General features: G+C 70.2%; 19 protein-coding genes. 5 read left to right on the top strand and 14 right to left on the bottom strand.

The features are described 5' to 3' along the window. Positions 1 to 102 precede the first annotated feature (102 nt). Positions 103 to 1611 carry a hypothetical protein gene (locus tag ACFWN2_RS35435; RefSeq protein ID WP_382434941.1) on the bottom strand — a complete coding sequence of 503 codons (1509 nt, stop codon included), beginning with the start codon at positions 1609 to 1611 and terminating at the stop codon, positions 103 to 105. 737 nt (positions 1612 to 2348) lie between these two features. On the opposite strand from ACFWN2_RS35435, the gene ACFWN2_RS35430 reads away from it, so the two are divergent. Continuing rightward, positions 2349 to 3443, top strand: a complete 1095-nt coding sequence (locus ACFWN2_RS35430) for an adenosine deaminase (RefSeq protein ID WP_382434940.1) — start codon at positions 2349 to 2351, stop codon at positions 3441 to 3443. Here ACFWN2_RS35430 and ACFWN2_RS35425 read toward each other — a convergent pair. From ACFWN2_RS35425 to ACFWN2_RS35395, 7 genes are all read right to left on the bottom strand, one after another. Next, the gene (locus tag ACFWN2_RS35425) at positions 3406 to 4407 is read right to left on the bottom strand and encodes a dTDP-glucose 4,6-dehydratase (protein ID WP_382434939.1); all 1002 of its coding nucleotides are present in this window, start codon (positions 4405 to 4407) and stop codon (positions 3406 to 3408) included. The genes ACFWN2_RS35430 and ACFWN2_RS35425 overlap by 38 nt on opposite strands. 3 nt (positions 4408 to 4410) lie before the next feature. Beyond that, positions 4411 to 5154, bottom strand: a complete 744-nt coding sequence (locus ACFWN2_RS35420) for a GntR family transcriptional regulator (RefSeq protein WP_382434938.1) — start codon at positions 5152 to 5154, stop codon at positions 4411 to 4413. Between the two features lie 89 nt (positions 5155 to 5243). After that, complete coding sequence (locus ACFWN2_RS35415; protein ID WP_382434937.1) at positions 5244 to 6461, bottom strand: primosomal protein; 1218 nt, start codon at positions 6459 to 6461, stop codon at positions 5244 to 5246. A gap of 54 nt (positions 6462 to 6515) precedes the next feature. Beyond that, a complete protein-coding gene (locus ACFWN2_RS35410) occupies positions 6516 to 6953 on the bottom strand; it encodes a YbaB/EbfC family nucleoid-associated protein (protein ID WP_382434935.1) in 438 nt (145 codons plus the stop codon). Further along, on the bottom strand, positions 6950 to 7303 hold the full coding sequence (locus ACFWN2_RS35405) for a hypothetical protein (protein ID WP_382434933.1): 354 nt from the start codon (positions 7301 to 7303) through the stop codon (positions 6950 to 6952). Before ACFWN2_RS35405 ends, ACFWN2_RS35410 begins: the two co-directional genes overlap by 4 nt. 40 nt (positions 7304 to 7343) lie before the next feature. Continuing rightward, positions 7344 to 8531 (bottom strand): C40 family peptidase, encoded by a 1188-nt coding sequence (locus ACFWN2_RS35400; protein ID WP_382434931.1) that lies wholly within the window; start codon positions 8529 to 8531, stop codon positions 7344 to 7346. Continuing rightward, positions 8528 to 8854, bottom strand: coding sequence for a type VII secretion target (locus ACFWN2_RS35395; protein ID WP_382434929.1), 327 nt, complete (start codon positions 8852 to 8854; stop codon positions 8528 to 8530). The genes ACFWN2_RS35400 and ACFWN2_RS35395 overlap by 4 nt, the downstream gene beginning before the upstream one ends. A 92-nt stretch (positions 8855 to 8946) precedes the next feature. Between ACFWN2_RS35395 and ACFWN2_RS35390 the strand changes: the two genes are divergently transcribed. After that, on the top strand, positions 8947 to 9483 hold the full coding sequence (locus tag ACFWN2_RS35390) for an SMI1/KNR4 family protein (protein ID WP_382434927.1): 537 nt from the start codon (positions 8947 to 8949) through the stop codon (positions 9481 to 9483). On the opposite strand, the gene ACFWN2_RS35385 is transcribed toward ACFWN2_RS35390, so the two are convergent. From ACFWN2_RS35385 to ACFWN2_RS35375, 3 genes are all read right to left on the bottom strand, one after another. Beyond that, the gene (locus tag ACFWN2_RS35385) at positions 9480 to 10001 is read right to left on the bottom strand and encodes a VanZ family protein (protein ID WP_382434925.1); all 522 of its coding nucleotides are present in this window, start codon (positions 9999 to 10001) and stop codon (positions 9480 to 9482) included. The two genes, ACFWN2_RS35390 and ACFWN2_RS35385, sit on opposite strands and share 4 nt — an antisense overlap. 76 nt (positions 10002 to 10077) lie before the next feature. After that, the gene (locus ACFWN2_RS35380) at positions 10078 to 12261 is read right to left on the bottom strand and encodes an FtsX-like permease family protein (protein WP_382434923.1); all 2184 of its coding nucleotides are present in this window, start codon (positions 12259 to 12261) and stop codon (positions 10078 to 10080) included. Beyond that, positions 12258 to 12944, bottom strand: a complete 687-nt coding sequence (locus ACFWN2_RS35375; RefSeq protein ID WP_382434921.1) for an ABC transporter ATP-binding protein — start codon at positions 12942 to 12944, stop codon at positions 12258 to 12260. Before ACFWN2_RS35375 ends, ACFWN2_RS35380 begins: the two co-directional genes overlap by 4 nt. A gap of 109 nt (positions 12945 to 13053) precedes the next feature. Between ACFWN2_RS35375 and ACFWN2_RS35370 the strand changes: the two genes are divergently transcribed. Genes ACFWN2_RS35370 through ACFWN2_RS35360 form a run of 3 tightly spaced genes read left to right on the top strand, consistent with a single transcriptional unit; the run spans position 13054 to position 14995 of the window. Next, positions 13054 to 14184, top strand: a complete 1131-nt coding sequence (locus tag ACFWN2_RS35370) for a sensor histidine kinase (RefSeq protein ID WP_382434920.1) — start codon at positions 13054 to 13056, stop codon at positions 14182 to 14184. Further along, a complete protein-coding gene (locus ACFWN2_RS35365; protein ID WP_191304646.1) occupies positions 14181 to 14807 on the top strand; it encodes a response regulator in 627 nt (208 codons plus the stop codon). Before ACFWN2_RS35370 ends, ACFWN2_RS35365 begins: the two co-directional genes overlap by 4 nt. Next, entirely contained in the window at positions 14804 to 14995 is a 192-nt protein-coding gene (locus ACFWN2_RS35360) for a helix-hairpin-helix domain-containing protein (protein ID WP_382434917.1), read from the top strand. The genes ACFWN2_RS35365 and ACFWN2_RS35360 overlap by 4 nt, the downstream gene beginning before the upstream one ends. An 85-nt stretch (positions 14996 to 15080) precedes the next feature. On the opposite strand, the gene ACFWN2_RS35355 is transcribed toward ACFWN2_RS35360, so the two are convergent. From ACFWN2_RS35355 to deoC, 3 genes are read right to left on the bottom strand one after another with little or no spacing between them, the layout of a single operon-like run. Next, complete coding sequence (locus tag ACFWN2_RS35355) at positions 15081 to 15944, bottom strand: aldehyde dehydrogenase family protein (protein ID WP_382434916.1); 864 nt, start codon at positions 15942 to 15944, stop codon at positions 15081 to 15083. Beyond that, positions 15937 to 17364 (bottom strand): aldehyde dehydrogenase family protein, encoded by a 1428-nt coding sequence (locus ACFWN2_RS35350; protein WP_382434915.1) that lies wholly within the window; start codon positions 17362 to 17364, stop codon positions 15937 to 15939. The genes ACFWN2_RS35355 and ACFWN2_RS35350 overlap by 8 nt, the downstream gene beginning before the upstream one ends. 4 nt (positions 17365 to 17368) lie before the next feature. Next, complete coding sequence (gene deoC / locus ACFWN2_RS35345; protein WP_382434914.1) at positions 17369 to 18325, bottom strand: deoxyribose-phosphate aldolase; 957 nt, start codon at positions 18323 to 18325, stop codon at positions 17369 to 17371. Positions 18326 to 18329: the final 4 nt, after the last annotated feature.

The raw sequence follows: 18329 nt of genomic DNA, 5'->3' as shown, positions 1-18329 counted from the left end.
GGTCACGTGTGTCGTGCCCGAAGTGGTTCACCGTGAACGCGGAACGGCCCCGGAGCTGGGCAGCTCCGGGGCCGTTCAGTGCAGGTCAGGCTGTGTGGACGATCAGGCGCCCTCGGCCGCCAGGTCGTCGTCCACGTCCTTGCCACCGTTCGCCGGCTTCGGGCCGCCGTTCTTGCGGGTGCGGCGCTGCGGGCGCGGCAGGGCGGTGGGCGGCGGGGGAGGCGTGGGCGAGCCGCCGCCGAGGATGAGCTCGGCGAAGGTGGCCATGGCCTCGTCCAGCTGGCCGCCGATGCGCAGTTCCGACTCCTGGTTCGACTTGCGGACCAGGGACTGCAGCGAGTCGGTGTCGGGGCGGGCGCCCACGGTCTCCGCGACCTTGGTGAGGCTCGCGTCGACCGAGCCGCCGAGCTCGGAGATCCGGGCGGCGAAGCCGTCCTCGACCTTGTCCAGGCGGTTGGTCATGTTGTCGAGCTGCGACGTGACGAGCTCCAGGCGGCGGGCCAGGGACTCGAGGCGGTCCGCGGCGTCGACCTGGTCGCGCGACTGCTCGATCGCCGCGTACAGGGCGGTGCGGGCCTCGTCGAGCTTGCCGTTGACGACCTCGCGGGTGTCGGCGACGGCCGTCGCCAGCTCCGTGCGGGTCTCGGCCAGCGAGCCGGCGAGCGACTCGCGCGTCTCGTTGAGGGAACCGGCGAGCGAGTCGCGGGTCTCGTTCAGCGACACGGCCAGCGACTCGCGCGTCTCGTTGAGCGAGCCGGCCAGGGAGTCGCGGGTCTCCGCCACGACGCCGGCCAGTTCGCCGCGGGTCTCCGCCACGGCGCCCGACAGCTCGGTACGGGTTTCGGTGAGCGACGCGGCCAGCTGGTTGTGGCGGTCGGTGACCGTGGAGACCAGCTTCTCGCGGCTGTCGTTGATCGCTCCGGCCAGCTCCCCGCGGCTCTCGGCGATGGCGGCGGCCAGCTCGGTGCGGGCAGCGGCGAGGGCGTCACGCTGCTCGTCGGCGCGGCCGTGCACGCTGGAGAACGACTCGGCGAGGATCTTCTGCAGGGCCTCGCGGGTGCCGTCGAGGTGCTCGTGCACGCCCTCGTCCACCTCGTCGAGACGACCGCGCAGCGCGGCTTCGAGCGCCTCGACGCGCTCGCGCAGCGGGTTCGTGACCGCGGCGGGGATCGCGTCGACCTTGCCGTCCTGCTTGTCCAGGTGGCCGTCGAGGTCGTCGATGCGCTTGTGGATGCTGGAGAGCTTGTCCTCCAGGCCGTCCATGCGGCCCGCGACACCCTCGAAGCGGCCGGCGACGCCGTCGAGGCGTCCGTCCAGCTGCGCGAACGGCTTGGCGAGCTTGTCCACCAGCGCGTCGACCGCGCGGCCGATGCCGGCGACGGCGTTGTCCTGGGCCTCCAGCTTGGCGAGGGCCTCGTCCAGGCGCTCAGCGAGAACGCTGACCTCGGTGCGGTCCGGCAGCTCCGACAGGCGCTTGCGAACCGAACCCAGCGACTCCAGAGGCGACATCCGGGCGTGGATCTCGTCCAGCGCGTCGAAGATCTGCTGCTGCTCGCTCTCACGGATCTCCGCGGCGCGCGTGAGCATGTTGCGCATCCGATCGAAGGACATCGTGGAGTTGTTGTTCTCTGTCACGGCTGAGTGCCTTCGTCCAGGGGAGGGGGAGACCACGGGAGCCTATCCGCGTCACGGGACGTCTCTGTACCACCCCCGACAACGAACAGCCGGGCGCGGACGGGCGACTGACCCGATCAGGCTACCCGACTACTCTGAACGCCGAGTCACTGGTCGGGCGCGGGCGGTAGCGACTGGTGATGTTCCTACCTTGGGGTGACTCAAGCCTCGTGATGGTTGCAGAAAGTTGCCGATCACGGATCTGCAACGACGTTGACCGGACAAATGATCATATCGGCGGCAAGATCGTTCCGGCTGGTGGTGGGGCGGCGTGTCGCCTGGTTGTCAGCCGAACGTGGTCGCGTGCGGGGGTCTTGTCGCGGGTCGGAATGCGGGCTGGTGGCGGTTTGGGCGGGGTTGGTCGCGTTCCTGGGGTCGGGTCGCCTTGCGAGGGTGCTTACGCGGGTCTTGACGAGTTATCGCCCTGGTTGGTGTGCACCGCTGCCCATCGCCTCATAGTTCGGACGGCTCGCTGCGCATCGCCACGCCAGGCTGCGTGCGTGGTCGGTCTTGTTGGTGGGCGCCGGTTGGCACCGCGCGCCGGGCTTGCGTGCGCGGTCACCTTGTGGGGGCGAGTGCGGTTGGCACCGCGCGCCCGGCCTGCGCGTGGTCGCCTCGCCGGAGCGGCCTACGAGCGTCCGTTCGTGCTGCGGCGCCTGGAGTAACGTGTAGCAATGTCCACGCCGCTTACCTTGGAGACCATCCGCAGCGCGCCGAAGGTCCTGCTGCACGACCACCTCGACGGTGGCCTCCGCCCGCAGACGGTGATCGAACTCGCCGATGCCACCGGCTACCAGGGCCTGCCCACCACCGACGCGGGCGTCCTCGGCGGCTGGTTCCGCGACAACGCCAACTCCGGCTCCCTCGTGCGCTACCTCGAAGGCTTCGCGCACACGTGCGGTGTGATGCAGGACGAGTCGTCGCTCGTGCGCGTCGCCGCCGAGGCCGTGGAGGACCTGGCCGCGGACGGTGTCGTCTACGCCGAGATCCGCTACGCCCCCGAGCTCAACACCGACAAGGGTCTGTCGCTGGAGCAGGTCGTCGAGGCCGTCCAGGAGGGCTTCCGGATCGGTGAGCAGCGGGTCGCCGCCACCGGTCGCAAGATCCGCATCGGCACGTTGTTGTGCGCGATGCGCCAGAACGAGGGCTGGCTGCGCATCGCCGAGCTGGCCGTGCGGTACCGCGACCTCGGTGTCGTCGGGTTCGACATCGCGGGGCCCGAGGCCGGGTTCCCTCCCACCAAGGGCATCGACACGTTCGAGTACCTGCGCCAGCAGAACGCGCACTTCACGATTCACGCCGGTGAGGCGTTCGGGCTGCCGTCCATCTGGGAGGCGATCCAGCACTGCGGCGCCGAACGGCTCGGGCACGGCGTGCGGATCGTCGACGACATCAAGGTGTCCGGCGACGGGACCGTCCAGTTGGGACGGTTGGCCGCGTACGTCCGCGACCGCCGCATCCCGCTGGAGATGTGCCCGACGTCGAACCTGCAGACCGGTGCCGCGCCGACGCTCGCCGACCACCCGATCGGCCTGCTGGCCAAGCTGCGGTTCCGCGTCACGGTGAACACGGACAACCGGCTGATGAGCGACTGCTCGCTGTCGAGCGAGTTCGCCGCGCTGGCCGAGACGTTCGGGTACGGGTGGGCCGACCTGCAGTGGTTCACGATCAACGCCATGAAGTCGGCGTTCCTCGGGTTCGACGAGCGGCTGGCGATCATCAACGAGCTGGTCAAGCCGGGGTACGCGGCGCTGACCGCCCGGTCGTAGCCCACGCGCTCTCGTCGATCGCGCTGAGCTCCAGCAGCGGCTCCCACCACGCGCGGTTGGCCGCGTACCAGCGGATGGTGTCCCGGACACCGGCCTCGAAGCCGATCTCCGGGCGCCAGCCCAGCTCGCGGCCGATCCGCGTGGAGTCGAGCAGGTAGCGGCGGTCGTGGCCGGGGCGGTCCGCCACGACCGACTTCCGCGACGACGGCAGCCCGAGCTCGTCCAGCACCAGGTCGGCGATCTGGTCGACGCTCGCCTCGACGCCCGTGCCCACGTGGTAGGTCCTGCCGACCTCGCCCTCCCGCAGCACGGCGTCGATCGCGCGGCAGTGGTCCAGTACGTGGATCCACTCGCGGCGGTTGTCGCTGGAGGCGTAGACGGGCAGCTGCTCGCCGTTCAGCGCGCGGGTGGTGAAGAGCGGCAGCACGTTCTCGGGGAACTGGTTCGGGCCGTAGTTGTTGGCGCAGTTGGTGATCGTCACCGGCAGGTCGAACGTCTCGAAGTACGACCGCACGGCGTGGTCCGCGCCGGCCTTCGACGCGTTGTACGGCGTGCGCGGCCGGTACGGCGACTCCTCGTGGAACGCCTCGGTCGCGTCCAGCGCGAGATCCCCGTACACCTCGCACGTCGACACGTGGTGGAACCGCCGGACGCCCGCTTTCGCGCACGACTCCAGCAACGCCTGCGTGCTCAGCACGTTCGTGCGGAAGAAGCGGCCGGGATCCAGCACGGCCAGCGAGTTGTGCGACTCGGCGGCGAAGTTCACCACCACGTCCACGCCTTCGACATCTGCGGAAGCAATGTCCGCGTGCACGAACGGTACGTCGGCCGGCAGGTTCGTGCGGGTGCCGCGGTACGTCAGCGCGTCGAGGGCGATCACCTCGTCCGCCGGGTGTTCGCGCAGCCAGTAGCGGGTGAAGTGCGAGCCGATGAACCCGGCCGCACCGGTGACGAGCACGCGCATCGTTCAGTCCTCCACGGGAATCGCCGCGACGCCGGGGGGTTCCGCGCCGGGCCAGCCGCGGAACTCGACCTCCAGCTGGAACCGGTGGCCCAGGTAGTGGTGCTCGGACAGGGCGATCGGCTGCTCGGCGTCGTCGAACGCGATGCGGCGCACCAGCAACACGGGCGTGGTGGCCGCGACCCCGAGGAGCGTGCCGACGTCACCCGCGGCGACGGCCGCGATGCTCTGCCGCACGACGGCGATCTGGTTCCCGTTGCGGCGCAACGTCTCCCACGTGCCGGGCGACTCGGCGTCGGCGCGGCTCACCGGCGCGGCCAACGTCAGCGGCACCCACTCCGTGACGACGTCGAGCGGCGTTTCCCCGGTGCGGCGCAACGACAGCACGCGCAGCATCTCGCCAGAACCCAGGATCGACGCGACCCCGGCGGACGGCGAGCGGTAGCCGTACTCGATCACGCTGCGCACCAGCGCGACACCGGCCTCGGCGACGGCCGACTGCGCGTGCTGGAACGTGCCGAGCGCCAACGGCTGCGCGAACGACACGACGTACCAGCCGGCGCCCTTCTTCGACGCCAGCAGGCCTTCGTCGCGCAGCTGTTCCAACGCCCGGCGCACGGTCACGCGGCTGACCTCGTAGCGGCGGCCGAGCTCGGCCTCGCTCTCGATCGACCCCGCCGGGCCGTAGTCGCCGAGCGTGATGCGCCCCCGCAGGTCGGCGGCGAGGCGCTGAGCCCGAGAACCTGTCATAAACCTGTATCATACAGATGAGGCAAGCCCGTTCAACGAAAAGGGCCGCTCACCACGTGGTGAGCGGCCCTTTCACAAAGCAGAAAACGTCAGTTGACGTTGAGCCTGTCCTCGAACTTCGCCTGCAGCTCGCGGAACGACGCCACCTCGGCGTCGTACGGAGCGGACGGCGCGAGACGCGTCGGGTCCGGCGACACGACGAACGACACGAGCCAGCCCAGCGACTCCGACGAGGCGAGCGCGTCCTTCACGGACTCGTCCTCCGCCCACTCGGCCGCGTCCTCGAACAGTTCGACGGCGAGGTCGAGCTGCTGCGGGTCGAGGGAGTCGGGGCCCTCCTCCATGTCCTCGGCGATGCCGGTCAGCACGTAGACGTTCTCGTCGTCCACGTCGACGTCGAGCTCGCCGGCGGTGGCCTTGACCTTGATGTCGTTCCAGGTCTCGACCTCGGCGAGGTCGTGCTCGTCGTTCTCGGCGACGTAGCGGCTCAGCGAGCGCTGCGAGGTGAAGGCCTCGATCTTGCCGCGGCGGCCCAGGAACACCGGGTCGTCGCCGAGGTAGCAGCGCAGCGTGTAGAACTCGCCGGCCGACGTGATGATCTTGATGGGGTCGACGCCGACCTCGGCCCAGAAGCCGGTGGGCTCTTCCTTCTCGTCGTCGTCGGACTCCTCGTCGGGGGAGTCGACGGCGGCCGCGGCGGTCTCCGCCTCCAGCTTGGCGAGCTCCTCCTGCGCGACCGTGAGCTCCTTCTCCGGGACCTCCGGCGTGTTGACCACGCCGTCGATCGCGTCGAGGACCTCGTCCCACTTCTCGGAGACGACCTCGGACAGCTCGCCCCACAGCTTCGCGCCGTCGCGGCCGCTGAACGGCAGCGTGCCCTGCGGCAGCAGCGAGAAGCCCTCGGCGCTGTCCAGCACCTCGTGGACCTTCTCCAGGTCGCAGACGTCCGCGAGGGCGCGCACGATCGCGACGACGTCGGCGAGCTCACCGATCGTCCAGGTGTCCGGGTCCTCCGCGACGAGCTCCGGCACGCCGACGAGGTCGAACTGGTGGTTGTCGTCCGGCGAGAGGTCCGCGACACCGAGTGACGGCACGACCGGCCACGCTGGGTGATCGGTCAGGTCGTGCTCCTCGGCGGTGCGCACGAAGGCGGCGAGGTGCGCGGCGTCGGGGAAGACGAACAGGTCTTCCTCGTCACCGAGGAACGCCTCCCACTCCTCGCCCTTCTCGCGCCAGCGGGGTGCCCACAGCGTGACGACGTCACCCTGCGTCAGCCCCAGCTCGATGGGGACGATGTCCTGCGCCATCCTGACCTCCCGGTCACGCCTGCCCGATGCCGTGGTCGAGGGTAACGGTGCTGATCACCGAAGCCACGAGGGGTTGTCGAAGAAAGCGTCTTCGTCGGGGTCCTCGACCCGCGGAGCCCTCGTCCTGCGCTCCGCCGGTGCCTGCTCAGCAGGGGATTCGGGCGGTACGACCGGGTTCCACGTCGACCGGAAGGGTGAGTCGCCGGTGATCGACTCGACGTCGATCGCCATTCCGTCACCGAGGGCCAGCGCCGTCTTGTTGAAGGCGACCTGCACGGCCGCGTTCGTGGCCAGCCCGACGGTCTCGGTGACGACCTGGCCGACGGCCTGCGCACCCTGCTTGAGCAGCGACGGGTGCAGGTGCAGGGCCTTGATCTCACCCTTCGGCGACGCCGTGACCATGCACGTCCCGTTCGGGTGCTCGACCGTGGCGGTGAGGGCCGCGAGCTCGCGCCGGAGCCGTTCGGTGGCCTGCAGGCGCTCCTCGTTCACCGCCGCCACCCGAACTCGTCCTCGTCGGTCCCGCGTTCGATCCCCATGGCCGTCAGCTCGCGCGGGTCGACCACGCGCTCCAGCGTCCGGTGCAGTCGGGTGTTCGCGTCGCGCCGGGCCTTGTCGGCGATGCGCATGATCTCGGCGGCGAGCCCCTGCGGGCCCATCCGCAACGCGGCCGGGCTCACCTCGATCCGCTGCGGCGGGCCGCCGGGCGTGGCGACCACCGTGACGGCGCCGTCCGGAGAGGACGCCCTGCCCGTGACGGGACCACTGCGCGTGACGTGCTCGGTCACGGCGTGCTCGACATCGCGCACCTTCCGCGCGGCGCGCTCGACGTCGTCGTCCACCTGATCACCCCCTGGTGCCGACAGTCTGCCGCAACTCCGGTCAGCCCGTCGGGCGGTAGAAGCCGTAGAACGACATGCCGCTGTTCGTCGTGCGGATCGGCTGCACCTGCACCGGGTCGCCGGCCTCGACCATCTGGCCGTTGCCGATCACCATCGCCACGTGCCCGTCCCACACCACCAGGTCGCCCGGCAGCAGCTGGTCCGCCGGCACCGACGCGCCCATCGCCTGGGACGAGGCCGGGCGCGGGATGTCGAAGCCCGCGCCGCCGTACGCCCACTGCGTCAGGCCGGAGCAGTCCGTGCCCTGCGGCGGGTTCGCGCCACCCCAGACGTACGGGGTGCCCAGCGCGGACAACGCGTTGCGCACGGCCTTGGCCGCGGTCTCGTTCGGTGCCTCGGCGCTGCTGCCGTCGGGCAGGTTCACGCCGACGCCCTCGCCGGGCTGGGGCGGGATCGCGACGGGCAGCCGCGGGCCCGATCCGCCGCCACCTCCACCGCCGCCACCCGATCCGCCGCCACCGCCGCCTGATCCGCCACCGCCACCGCCGGAACCACCGCCGGAGCCGGAACCGCTGCCGGAGTTCGAGCTCGGGCCGGACTCCTGCTTCGGGGTGTCGGAGGCGCCGGACGTGGAGGTGGTGCCCTCGTCACCGCCGAGCGGTTCGCCGAGCTTGCCCAACGCGCCGGCGTCGGGCTTCTGCAGTCCGTTGAGCTGCCCGACGAGCTGAGTGAGCTGGTCGCGCACCTTCTGCAGCTCGGCGGAGGTCTTGGCCTGGTAGCCGGAGGCCATGCCCGCGAGGTCGGCCAGTGCCGCCAGCACCACGCCGGGGCCCGCCAGCAGGGACGCGGCCAGCGCGGCGGCGAGCTTCGGGGTCGCCTTGGACGTGAACTCGTCGATGAGGCCCTGGATCGCCGTGCGGCCGCCCGTCACCGCGGTCACGCCGGCCGAGGCCGCGGACTTGATCGCGGAGGCGTTGGAGGACAACAGGGTCGCGGCAGAGGAGAACGTGGAGACGCGGGACGTGAAGGCGTTGGCCTTGTCACCGGACCACGTGTTCAGCACGGCCGTGGAAGCCGAGGAGTGCCGCGTGCCCAGCTCGGACATCGCGGTCTGGGCGCGGCCGAAGGCGTCTCCCGCGCGCGTCGCGCCGCCGGTGTCGCCGTCGAGCTTGGCGAGATCTTCCTTCATGGGCGCGATGAACTGGCTCAGCAGTCCCTCGACGCTCATACCTGCGCCGCCTTGTTGATCGACGCCTTGTGCGCCTCTTCCTGGGCGACGTAGGAGTCACGCGCCTTCGCGACCGCGGTGCCGAGACCGGTGAGGCCCGTCGACGCCGCCTTCAGGGCGTCGAGCTGCGCCTGGGCGGCCGCCTGGAAGGCCGCGTTGAGACCCACCTCGGCGCCGATCTTGCCGAAGCAGTCGCCCGGCAGCGACGTGGTGCCGTTCAACGTGCCGGTGCCCACGGCGCCGACCTCGCTCGCCAGACCGCTCACCGCCGACGCGTATCCGGTCAAGGCGTCGAAGTCGACCTTGAGGCCCTGTTCCGCCATCTGAAAGCTCTTCCCCCGGTAGTGACGTGTTCGTCTTGATCCTGCCCCGATGAGCGGTACCTCGCCCGTCGTTCCGCCAAGATCATGGAACGGTGGGTGTGATCGAGCACTGGAACCGGATCCTGGCATGGCTGGCGGAGCACGCTCCTGCCACCCGCGCCTCCTTGCGTCCGAGGTACGACGCGCTGCCGGAGCTTCGGGTTCCGATCGATCTCCAGCTGTGGTGGAGCGTCTACGGCGGCACCGAGGAGGGCCTGTACGCCGAGATCCTGCCGCCCTTCTACACGCCGCTCGACGCCGATCGCGCGTTCGTGCTCAGGGACACCCACGCGAGCAAGCCCGTCGACCACTCCGAGGCCGGTGCGCCGACCTCCGGCTTCCACCCCGGCTGGCTGCCGATCGCGTTCGACGGGACCGGTGACGTCCTCGCGGTCGACCTGCGGCCCGGCGTGCTGCGCGGCTGCGTGGTCGAGTGGGACCAGGAGCGCAACGAGATGGTCAAGCCGGAGTGGACGTCCATCGTGGAGATGTTCGACCAGGTGGCGACGGCCCTGGAGACGCGCAGCACGGTCGGGCACTGCTTCCCGGAGGTCAACACGGCCGGTGAGCTGGGCTGGCGGACGAGCTAGCGCACGCTGACGAGTTCGCGCTGCGGCACCGACGCCGCCTTCACACGGGAGTAGACCTTCACGGCGGCCAGCGCGCCGAGCCAGCCGAGCGCGGTGCCGGTGGTGTTGGTGATCAGGTCGTCGACGTCGAAGATCCGGTTGGCCCACAGCAGCTGCGAGCCCTCGATCAGCAGCGAGACGCCATAGCCGATCAGCGCGGCCTGGCCGACCGTGCGCTTCCCCCAGAACATCAGCATCGCGCCGAGCGGCACGAACAGCAGCACGTTCAGCGTCATCTGGTCGAACGCGATCTGCCCGTCGCGGAAGGTGTCGGCGATCCACTGGAACGGGACCAGTTGCACCGACTGCTGCGGCGCGACGGTCTGCATCGGCAGGAACGTCGCCGAGAACAGCATGCTCGCGTAGACGGTGATCGCCGTGCTGCGGAAGGTCAGCTGGCGGAACAACAGCTGCGGGACCAGGAAAACGACGGAGAGGAAAACGCCCCACTGGATGCTCGCGAGCTGTGCATTCGTCATGAATCAAAGGTAGGAAAATGGCCCTCCGCGCACATCGCGCTGAGGGCCATTCCGACCTCGTACTTCCGGCCGAGTGCTACTCCGCCGCGTAATCCCTGGGACTGATGCCGCGTAGTACCGGACCACACGCCAGGGCCGCTACCAGCGCGACCAGCACGCCGACGCCCACGGGGGCTGCCACCCAGGGCGTGAGCGGCAAATCCTCACCGCCCATCAATCCGCGTGCCAGTGTGAGCAATCCGAGTCCCACGACAATTCCCGCCGCACACGCCGCAATTGTGACGGCGAACACGGGCAGCACCACTTCTCGGCGCAATGCGTGAGCCAGAACGCGAATCGGCGTTCCGGCCGCGATCAACGCGCCGAACGTGCGCCTGCGGTCGATCACCGAGCCCGCCGCCGCGACCGCCGCGCCGATCCCGCCGAGCACCGCCGCGATGGACAGGCCGATGACCGTGGCCCGCCGCAGGTCCTCCGTCAGCGTGTCGCCGCGCAGGCCGCGCGCCTCGTCCGACAGCGGTGCGCCCGGCAGCGCGCGGATCATCGCGGTGTGCACGGCCTCGCGGTTCTCCGGTGTCGTCGGCACGCCGACCAGCGACACCTTGCCCTGCACGGCGGGCAGGAGCTCCGGGTCGATCACCGCCTCGACCCGGCCGGTCGGCGTGAACGGGCGCGTCTCGTACTGCGCCGGCAGCTGCGCCCGGAGCTCCCCGTCGGTCGAACTGGCGCGGAAGTGGTCCCACCGCGGCTTGCCCGGCGCGTACACCGCCGGGCCGTCCGCGCACTTCAGGTCCATCACCCTCGCCACGTCCGCGCACCTGCCGACGAGCACGTTGTAGCCGTAGTGGTCCGGGTCGCCGTTGCCGAGACCGCCGTCGAGCATCGTGACGATCGGCGCCGAGGTCACCAGCCGCAGCGGGGTGACGTCGACCCCCACCTGCTCCGCGACGATGGCGTCGGCCTTCCACGTCGTGTCGCGGCCCGGCACGGTGGATTCGAGGCCCGGCAACATGGTCAGCGCCATCGAACCGGTGAAGACCGCGATCACCACGCCCGCCGAGCCGCGGAACGCCGCCACCGGGTCGCCGGAGAGCCTGCGCCCCGCGAGCAACGTCGACGGCCTGCGCCAGCGGCCCACGAAGAACCGGCCGACCCACGCGGTGACGACGGGACCGGCCAGCACCAGCGCGAACGCCACCGCGCCGAGTCCCGTGAGCACGACGGTGAACCTGTCCCCGCCGCCTCCCTGCTGCGCGTAGGTGATGCCGAGGAAGAACACGCCGATGGCGCCCGCGATCATCAGCAACCGCCACGACCGCACCTTGCGCTTCTGTTCCGCCGCAAGGGGTTGCTTCACCACGCGGCGCAGTCCCATGATCGCCGCCCCGACGACGAGCACCGGTGCGAGCAAGGCCACGGTGATGGTGACTGCGGGGTCGGGCACGAAGTCGCCGGGGTACCAGGTGCCGCCCTCCCAAGGGATCTTCGCCGTGATGTGGCTGAACGGCTGCGCCAGCAGCACCCCCAGCGCGCTGCCGACGACGGCACCGACCGCGGTCTCGATCGCCGTCATCACGATCACCTGACGCGGGGACGCGCCGGCGAGCCTCAGCGCGGCGAGCCGTCGTTCCCGCTTCGCCGCCGTCAGCCGGGCGGCCGACGCGACCAGCACGAGGCACGGCACCACCAGCACCACGAGTCCGACGCGGGTGAGCAGGTAGAGCAGGCCCTTGTAGTCGTCGGTGTAGGACGCGTGGGCGTTCGCCAGGCCTGTCGTCCTGTCGCCGTTCGACACCGCGTCGTTGCCGACGATCGCGACCAGTTCGCCGTCGTACTTCAACGCCTCCGGCCCGAGCTCGGCGATCACCGTGCCGGGGAAGCGGTTGCCGAGGTTCTCCGCAGGTGCCTCGCGCACCAGGTCCGCGAGGGCGGGGGACAGCAGCACCTCGCCCGCCTCCGGGTACCGCGTGATGCCCTTGGCCACCGGCACGTCACCCGGCTCGTTGCGCGCGACGTCCCACCGTTCGATGACCAGCCCTCGGTAGGAGTCCCTGGTCATCGCGACGGAGATCGTGCTTCTGCCGTCGGCGTTGGTGTGCACGTCGCGCCATGCCGTGCGGTCGGCGCGCGCCTGCAGGCCGTTCGGTGCGGCGAGGAGCCACAGGACCAGCGACACCGCGATCATCACGCCGAGCGCCACCAGCACCGTCGCGACCTGGCTGCGGCGGTCCCTGCGCAGCACCGCGAGAGCGATCCTCACGCGGACACCCCCGTGCCGATCTTGTGGGCGATCTTCCCGTCCTGGATCTCGACGACGCGCAGCGCCCTGTCCGCGATCGCCTTGTCGTGCGTGACGATCACGACGGCCGCGCCGGTCTCCTCGGCGGCCTGCAGGAGCGCGGTCATCATCTCCTGGCCGGTGCGCGTGTCGAGGGCGCCGGTCGGCTCGTCCGCGAAGATCACTCGCGGCCTGTGGGCGAGTGCCCGCGCGATCGCGACCCGTTGCGCCTGCCCGCCGGACAGCTGGCTCGGCAGCCGCTTCTCCAGCCCCTGCAGGCCGAGCCGCGACAGCCACAGCCTGGCCGCGCCGAGCGACTCCTCCCGCGCCCCGCCGGCCAGCAGCATCGGCAGGGCCGCGTTCTCCTCGGCGGTCAGCTCGGCCACGAGCATCCCCGACTGGAACACGAACCCGAACGCGGTGCGCCGCAGCGCGCTGCGTCCCGTCTCGTTCAGCTCGCCGATCGCGCGCCCGTCGAGGAACACGTCGCCGCCGTCGGAGCGCAGGATGCCGGACAGCACGTGCAGGAGCGTCGTCTTGCCGGATCCGGACGGACCGACGACCGCCAGCACGTCCCCGGCCTTGATGTCGATGTCCACCCCGGCGAGCGCGTGCACGTCGCCGTAGGTCTTGACCAGGCCACGAGCGGCCAGAACCGAATTCATGTTCCTCAAGGTGCCGCGTCCGGCCCCGGGAAACCTCAGCCTTGACGACACACCGGATCAGCCGGATGACCGAGGCCGCAGAGGTCTGGTGGTCCTACCGTTGACCCTCGTGGACAGTCATCGGGGCCAATGGCCGATCGCCGCCGTCCTCGCCTTGCTGATGCTCGGCGAGCTCATCATCATGGGCGACCTCGGAACCGGCGGCGCACTGGTGTGGCTGCTGACGGTGCCGGTCTGCATCGTGGCCGTCACGTCGTTCAAGTCGCGGGCCTTCACCATCCCGGTCGCGGTCGTGGCGATCTTCCTGGTGTCGCTCGTCATGGGCTTCTTCAACGTGCACGTGCCGACGATCCTCAGCCCGCTGACCATCGCCGAGACCGGTGCGTGCCTGGTCATCACGGCCGTGGTCGTCCGGGAGGAACCCCGCCGCTCCGCCACCTGGTCGGTCGGCGCGCTGATGGCCGTGAGCTTCTTCGCCGCCATCGTCCGCGGCAACTGGCTCTCCGGCGGCAACTACAACGAGCTGATCGGCTCGCTCGTGCTGGGCTTCGCCGCCGTCGGCACCGGCCTGTACTTCCGCGCCCGCGACGCCGAGAGCGGACGCCTCATCGCCGCCGCCGTCACCGACGCGCAGAAGGAAGAGCGCATCGCACTTGCCCGCGAGCTGCACGACGTCGTCGCCCACCACGTGACGGGCATGCTCGTGCAGGCCCAGGCCGCACTGGAGGTCTCCGACGACGACCCGCGCGCCGCCCACCGCCTGCTGCCGGGCATCGTCCGTTCGGGCACCGAAGCCCTCGGCGCGATGCGGCGCCTCGTCGGCACCCTGCGCCAGGGCGAGAACGAGGCCGCGACCACCGACCTCGCCGCGGACGTCATCGCGGCCGTCGAACGCACCCGCGAACTCGGCTTCGAGACGCGCCTGCGCATCGACCTGCCCGACGAGGTGGCCCCGGAGCTCGGCCGCTCGGTCCTGCGCCTGGTTCAGGAGTCGCTCACCAACGTGCACAAACACGCGGTACGGCCCACCATGATCGACGTGGACATCTCCCGCACGCCCGCAGGAGCGTTGCGCGTGGTCGTCGCCGACGACGGCCAGGCGCACGAGCTGAACCAGGGCGGCTACGGTCTCGTAGGCATGCGTGAGAGGGTCGACCTGCTGGGAGGCCTGTTCTCCGCCGGTCCGCGTGAGACCGGCTGGCAGGTCCTCGCCGAGCTACCCCTGGGAGCGAAGAAGTGATCTCGGTTCTGATCGCCGACGACCAGGAGATGGTCCGCGTCGGGTTTCGGATGATCCTGGAGAAGCAGCCGGACATCACCGTGGTGGCCGACGTGCCCGACGGCGTCTCGGCCGTCACCGCCGCCCGTGAGCACAACCCCGACGTGGCGTTGCTGGACATCCGCATGCCGGGCCTGGACGGGCTGGAGGTCACCAAGAAGCTCTCGCCCACCACGAAGGTCGTCGTGGTGACGACGTTCGACCTGGACGAGTACGTGCACACGGCGCTGGAGAACGGGGCGTCCGGGTTCCTCACCAAGGACGCCGGTCCGGCGCTGCTCGTCGAGGCCGTTCGTGCGGCTGCCGCGGGCAACGCGCTGATCTCGCCGCAGGTGACGGTGCGGATGCTGGAGCACTTCGCGCGGCCGGCCCAGCGGCCCGACCTGTCGTTGCTGACCGCTCGGGAGCAGGACGTGGTCCGCGAGGTCGCCCGTGGACTGTCCAACCAGGAGATCGCCTCGTCGCTCTTCCTGTCGTTGTCGACGGTGAAGACGCACCTGGCGTCGGTGCAGACGAAGCTGAACGTGAAGAACCGCGTCGGGATCGCGTCGTGGGCGTGGCGTGCGGGGCTGGTGAACTCGTGAGCGAGTTCCCGCGCACGATCGGCAAGGTCGCGGCCCGCGAACTGGCGGCGCACGGCTACACGACGTTCGACTCGCTGACCGCGGTGTCGGAGAAGGAACTGCTGAAGATCCACGGTGTCGGCCCGAAGGCGCTCAGGATCCTGGGGGAGGAGCTGGCGGCGCAGGGCAAGGCCTACGCCGCCGACTAGTGGTGTACGGGCCCGGCACACGTCGCCCCAGGCCACCTGGCGTGTGGACCCGGCGCACGTCGCCCGGGCCACCCGCCTGACTTCCTCAGACACCCATCGGGTGCCAGACCGTCTTCGTCTCCAGGTACGCGCGCAGGCGCGACATGTCCGGCGTGGCCGTGAAGTCCTCGTTCTGCTTGTTGCGCAGCACGCGCTTCACGGTGCCGGCCGCTGACCTCTCCAGGTCCGCGCGGATCGACTCCGGCGCACCGGTCAGGTCGAGCGCGTTCACGTCGCCGTGCGAGGCGAGCCACGGCGCGATCTCCGCCGTGCGGCCGGTGATGATGTTGACGACGCCGCCGGGGACGTCGCTCGTGGCCAGCACCTCGGACAGCGTGATCGCCGGCAGCGGGCGGTCCTGCGAGGTGATGACCACGCAGGTGTTGCCGCTCGCGATCACCGGGGCGATCACCGAGATCAGGCCGAGCAGCGACGACTGCTGCGGCGCCAGGACCGCGACCACGCCCGTCGGTTCGGGGGTGGAGAACGAGAAGTACGGGCCCGCCACCGGGTTCGAGGAACCCAGGACGGCCGCGATCTTGTCGGTCCAGCCCGCGTACCAGACCCAGCGGTCGATCGCGGTGTCCACGAGGGACTGCGCCTTCTTGAGCGCGACGCCCTCCGAGGTCGAGACCTCGGTGATGAACTGCTCACGGCGGCCTTCCAGCACCTCGGCCACCCGGTACAGGACCTGGCCGCGGTTGTAGGCCGTCGTCCCTGACCAGCCGCCGAAAGCCTTGCGGGCAGCGGAGACCGCGTCACGGGCGTCCTTGCGCGAGCCCTGGGCGGCGTTCGCGAGGAACGTGCCCTTCGAGTCCGTCACCGGGTAGCTGCGGCCCGACTCGGAGCGCGGGAACTTGCCGCCGATGTAGAGCTTGTAGGTCTTCGCGACCGTGAGTCGATCAGACATCGAGGTAGGCCTCCAGACCGGTGCGGCCGCCCTCACGGCCGAAGCCCGACTCCTGGTACCCGCCGAACGGCGCGGTCGGGTCGAAGCGGTTGAACGTGTTGGACCACACCACACCGGCGCGCATCCGTTGTGCCATCCAGAGGATGCGCGAACCCTTCTCGGTCCAGATGCCGGCGGACAGGCCGTACGGCGTGTTGTTCGCCTTGGCCACGGCCTCCTCCGGCGTGCGGAACGTCAGCACGCTCAGCACCGGGCCGAAGATCTCCTCACGGGCGATGCGCATCGCCTGCGACACACCGGAGAACACGGTCGGGGCGAAGAAGAAACCCTTGTCCGGCAACGGACACGACGACGTCCAGCGCGTCGCGCCATCGGCCTCGCCCGACGCGGTCAGCTCCTGGATCTTGGTGAGCTGCTCGCGCGAGTTGATCGCGCCGACGTCGGTGTTCTTGTCCAGCGGGTCGCCGACCCTGAGCGTGCTGGCGCGCGCGTGCAGCTTCTCGATCAGCTCGTCCGCGATCGACTCCTGCACCAGCAGGCGGGAGCCGGCGCAGCAGACGTGGCCCTGGTTGAAGAAGATGCCGTTGACGATGCCCTCGACGGCCTGGTCGAGCGGCGCGTCGTCGAACACGATGTTCGCGGCCTTGCCGCCCAGTTCCAGCGTGAGCTTCTTGTTCGTGCCCGCGAGCTGACCCTGGATGACCTTGCCGACGTCGGTTGATCCGGTGAAGGCGACCTTGTTGACGTCCTCGTGGCCCACCAGCGCCGCGCCGACGTCACCGGCGCCCGGGATGATGTTGACGACACCCGGCGGCAGGTCGCACTGCTGGATGATGTCCGCCAGCACCAGCGCCGTCAGCGGCGTGGTCTCGGCGGGCTTGAGCACGACGGTGTTGCCGCACGCCAGCGCCGGCGCGATCTTCCACGCCGCCATCAGCAACGGGAAGTTCCACGGGATCACCTGTCCCGCGACACCAAGAGGCTTCGGGTCGGGCCCGTACCCCGCGTAGCCGAGCTTGTCCGCCCAGCCCGCGTGGTAGAAGAAGTGCGAGGCCGCCGTCGGGATGTCGGTGTCGCGCGACTCCTTGATCGGCTTGCCGTTGTCGAGCGACTCCAGCACCGCGAGCTCACGGCCGCGCTCCTGGATCTGCCGCGCGATGCGGTAGATGTACTTGGCCCGTTCGGATCCGGGCATCTTCGACCACACGCGGTCGTAGGCCTTGCGCGCGGCCTTGACGGCGGTGTCCACATCGGACTCCGACGCCGTCGAGACCTCCGCGAGGACCTCCTCGGTGGCCGGGTTGATCGTCTTGAGCGGCTCGCCAGTGCCCTCGACGAACTTGCCGTCGACGAACATCTTGTAGGCGGGCTTGAGGTTCGCGATGTCCCGCGACTCGGGCGCGGGGGCGTATTCCCACATGTCTTCAGTCCACCGTCACGTAGTCCGGGCCGCTGTAGTGGCCGTCCAACTGGGTCCGACGCTGCATGAGCAGGTCGTTGAGCAACGTCGACGCTCCGAACCGGAACAGGTGCGGGTCGAGCCACTCCGGACCGGCCACCTCGTGCACGGCCACCAGGTACTTGATCGCGTCCTTGGTCGTGCGGATGCCGCCCGCGGGCTTCACGCCGCGCAGCTCACCCGTCTGGTCCTTCCAGTCCCGAACGGCCTGCAGCATCACGTGCGTCACCGGCAGCGTCGCCGCGGGCTGCACCTTGCCGGTCGACGTCTTGATGAAGTCACCACCCGCGAGCAGCGCGAGCCACGACGCCCGCCGCACGTTGTCGTAGGTGACCAGTTCACCGGTTTCGAGGATGACCTTGAGGTGCGCGTCCCCGCACGCCTCCTTGATCTTGACGATCTCCTCGAACACCTGCCCGTACCGCCCGCTGAGGAACGCGCCGCGGTCGATCACCATGTCGACCTCGGACGCGCCCTGCTCGACGGCGAACCGGGTGTCGGCCAGCTTGATGTCCATCGTGCTGCGGCCACTGGGAAAGGCCGTCGCGACACTGGCGACGTTGATCCCGGTGCCCACGAGGTCGTCGGCCGCCGTCTTCACCATGTCGGGGTAGACGCAGACCGCCGCGACCCGCGGCACGTCGGGCCGTTCGGGGTCGGGGCGCTTCGCCTTGGCGGCGAGACTGCGCACCTTGCCGTGCGTGTCCGCGCCCTCCAGCGTGGTGAGGTCGACCATGCTGATCGCCAGGTCGATGGCGTGCAGCTTGGAGGCCTTCTTGATGCTCCGCGTGCCGAGGCCCGCGGCTCGTTGCTCGACGCCGACCTGGTCGACGCCGGGGAGCCCGTGCAGGAAACGCCGCAGCGACGATTCGTCGCGCGTGGCGTCAGCCAGGGCCGACGGCAGTGTCGTTGGAGCAGCCATGCCT

Origin of the sequence: Lentzea sp. NPDC058436, assembly GCF_042721515.1 — a bacterium.
Lineage (GTDB): Bacteria > Actinomycetota > Actinomycetes > Mycobacteriales > Pseudonocardiaceae > Lentzea.
The sequence above is the reverse complement of the archived record's forward strand: the minus strand, read 5'-3'. Positions and strand labels throughout refer to the sequence as shown.

What these genes read in the sequence shown, in the direction of transcription:
- ACFWN2_RS35355 (WP_382434916.1), bottom strand. Translation starts at nt 15,944, where the DNA reads ATGTCTGATCGACTCACGGTCGCGAAGACCTACAAGCTCTACATCGGC.
- ACFWN2_RS35435 (WP_382434941.1), bottom strand. Translation starts at nt 1,611, where the DNA reads ATGTCCTTCGATCGGATGCGCAACATGCTCACGCGCGCCGCGGAGATC.
- ACFWN2_RS35420 (WP_382434938.1), bottom strand. Translation starts at nt 5,154, where the DNA reads ATGACAGGTTCTCGGGCTCAGCGCCTCGCCGCCGACCTGCGGGGGCGC.
- ACFWN2_RS35415 (WP_382434937.1), bottom strand. Translation starts at nt 6,461, where the DNA reads ATGGCGCAGGACATCGTCCCCATCGAGCTGGGGCTGACGCAGGGTGAC.
- ACFWN2_RS35375 (WP_382434921.1), bottom strand. Translation starts at nt 12,944, where the DNA reads ATGAATTCGGTTCTGGCCGCTCGTGGCCTGGTCAAGACCTACGGCGAC.
- ACFWN2_RS35430 (WP_382434940.1), top strand. Translation starts at nt 2,349, where the DNA reads ATGTCCACGCCGCTTACCTTGGAGACCATCCGCAGCGCGCCGAAGGTC.
- ACFWN2_RS35425 (WP_382434939.1), bottom strand. Translation starts at nt 4,407, where the DNA reads ATGCGCGTGCTCGTCACCGGTGCGGCCGGGTTCATCGGCTCGCACTTC.
- deoC (WP_382434914.1), bottom strand. Translation starts at nt 18,325, where the DNA reads ATGGCTGCTCCAACGACACTGCCGTCGGCCCTGGCTGACGCCACGCGC.
- ACFWN2_RS35395 (WP_382434929.1), bottom strand. Translation starts at nt 8,854, where the DNA reads ATGGCGGAACAGGGCCTCAAGGTCGACTTCGACGCCTTGACCGGATAC.
- ACFWN2_RS35385 (WP_382434925.1), bottom strand. Translation starts at nt 10,001, where the DNA reads ATGACGAATGCACAGCTCGCGAGCATCCAGTGGGGCGTTTTCCTCTCC.
- ACFWN2_RS35350 (WP_382434915.1), bottom strand. Translation starts at nt 17,364, where the DNA reads ATGTGGGAATACGCCCCCGCGCCCGAGTCGCGGGACATCGCGAACCTC.
- ACFWN2_RS35400 (WP_382434931.1), bottom strand. Translation starts at nt 8,531, where the DNA reads ATGAGCGTCGAGGGACTGCTGAGCCAGTTCATCGCGCCCATGAAGGAA.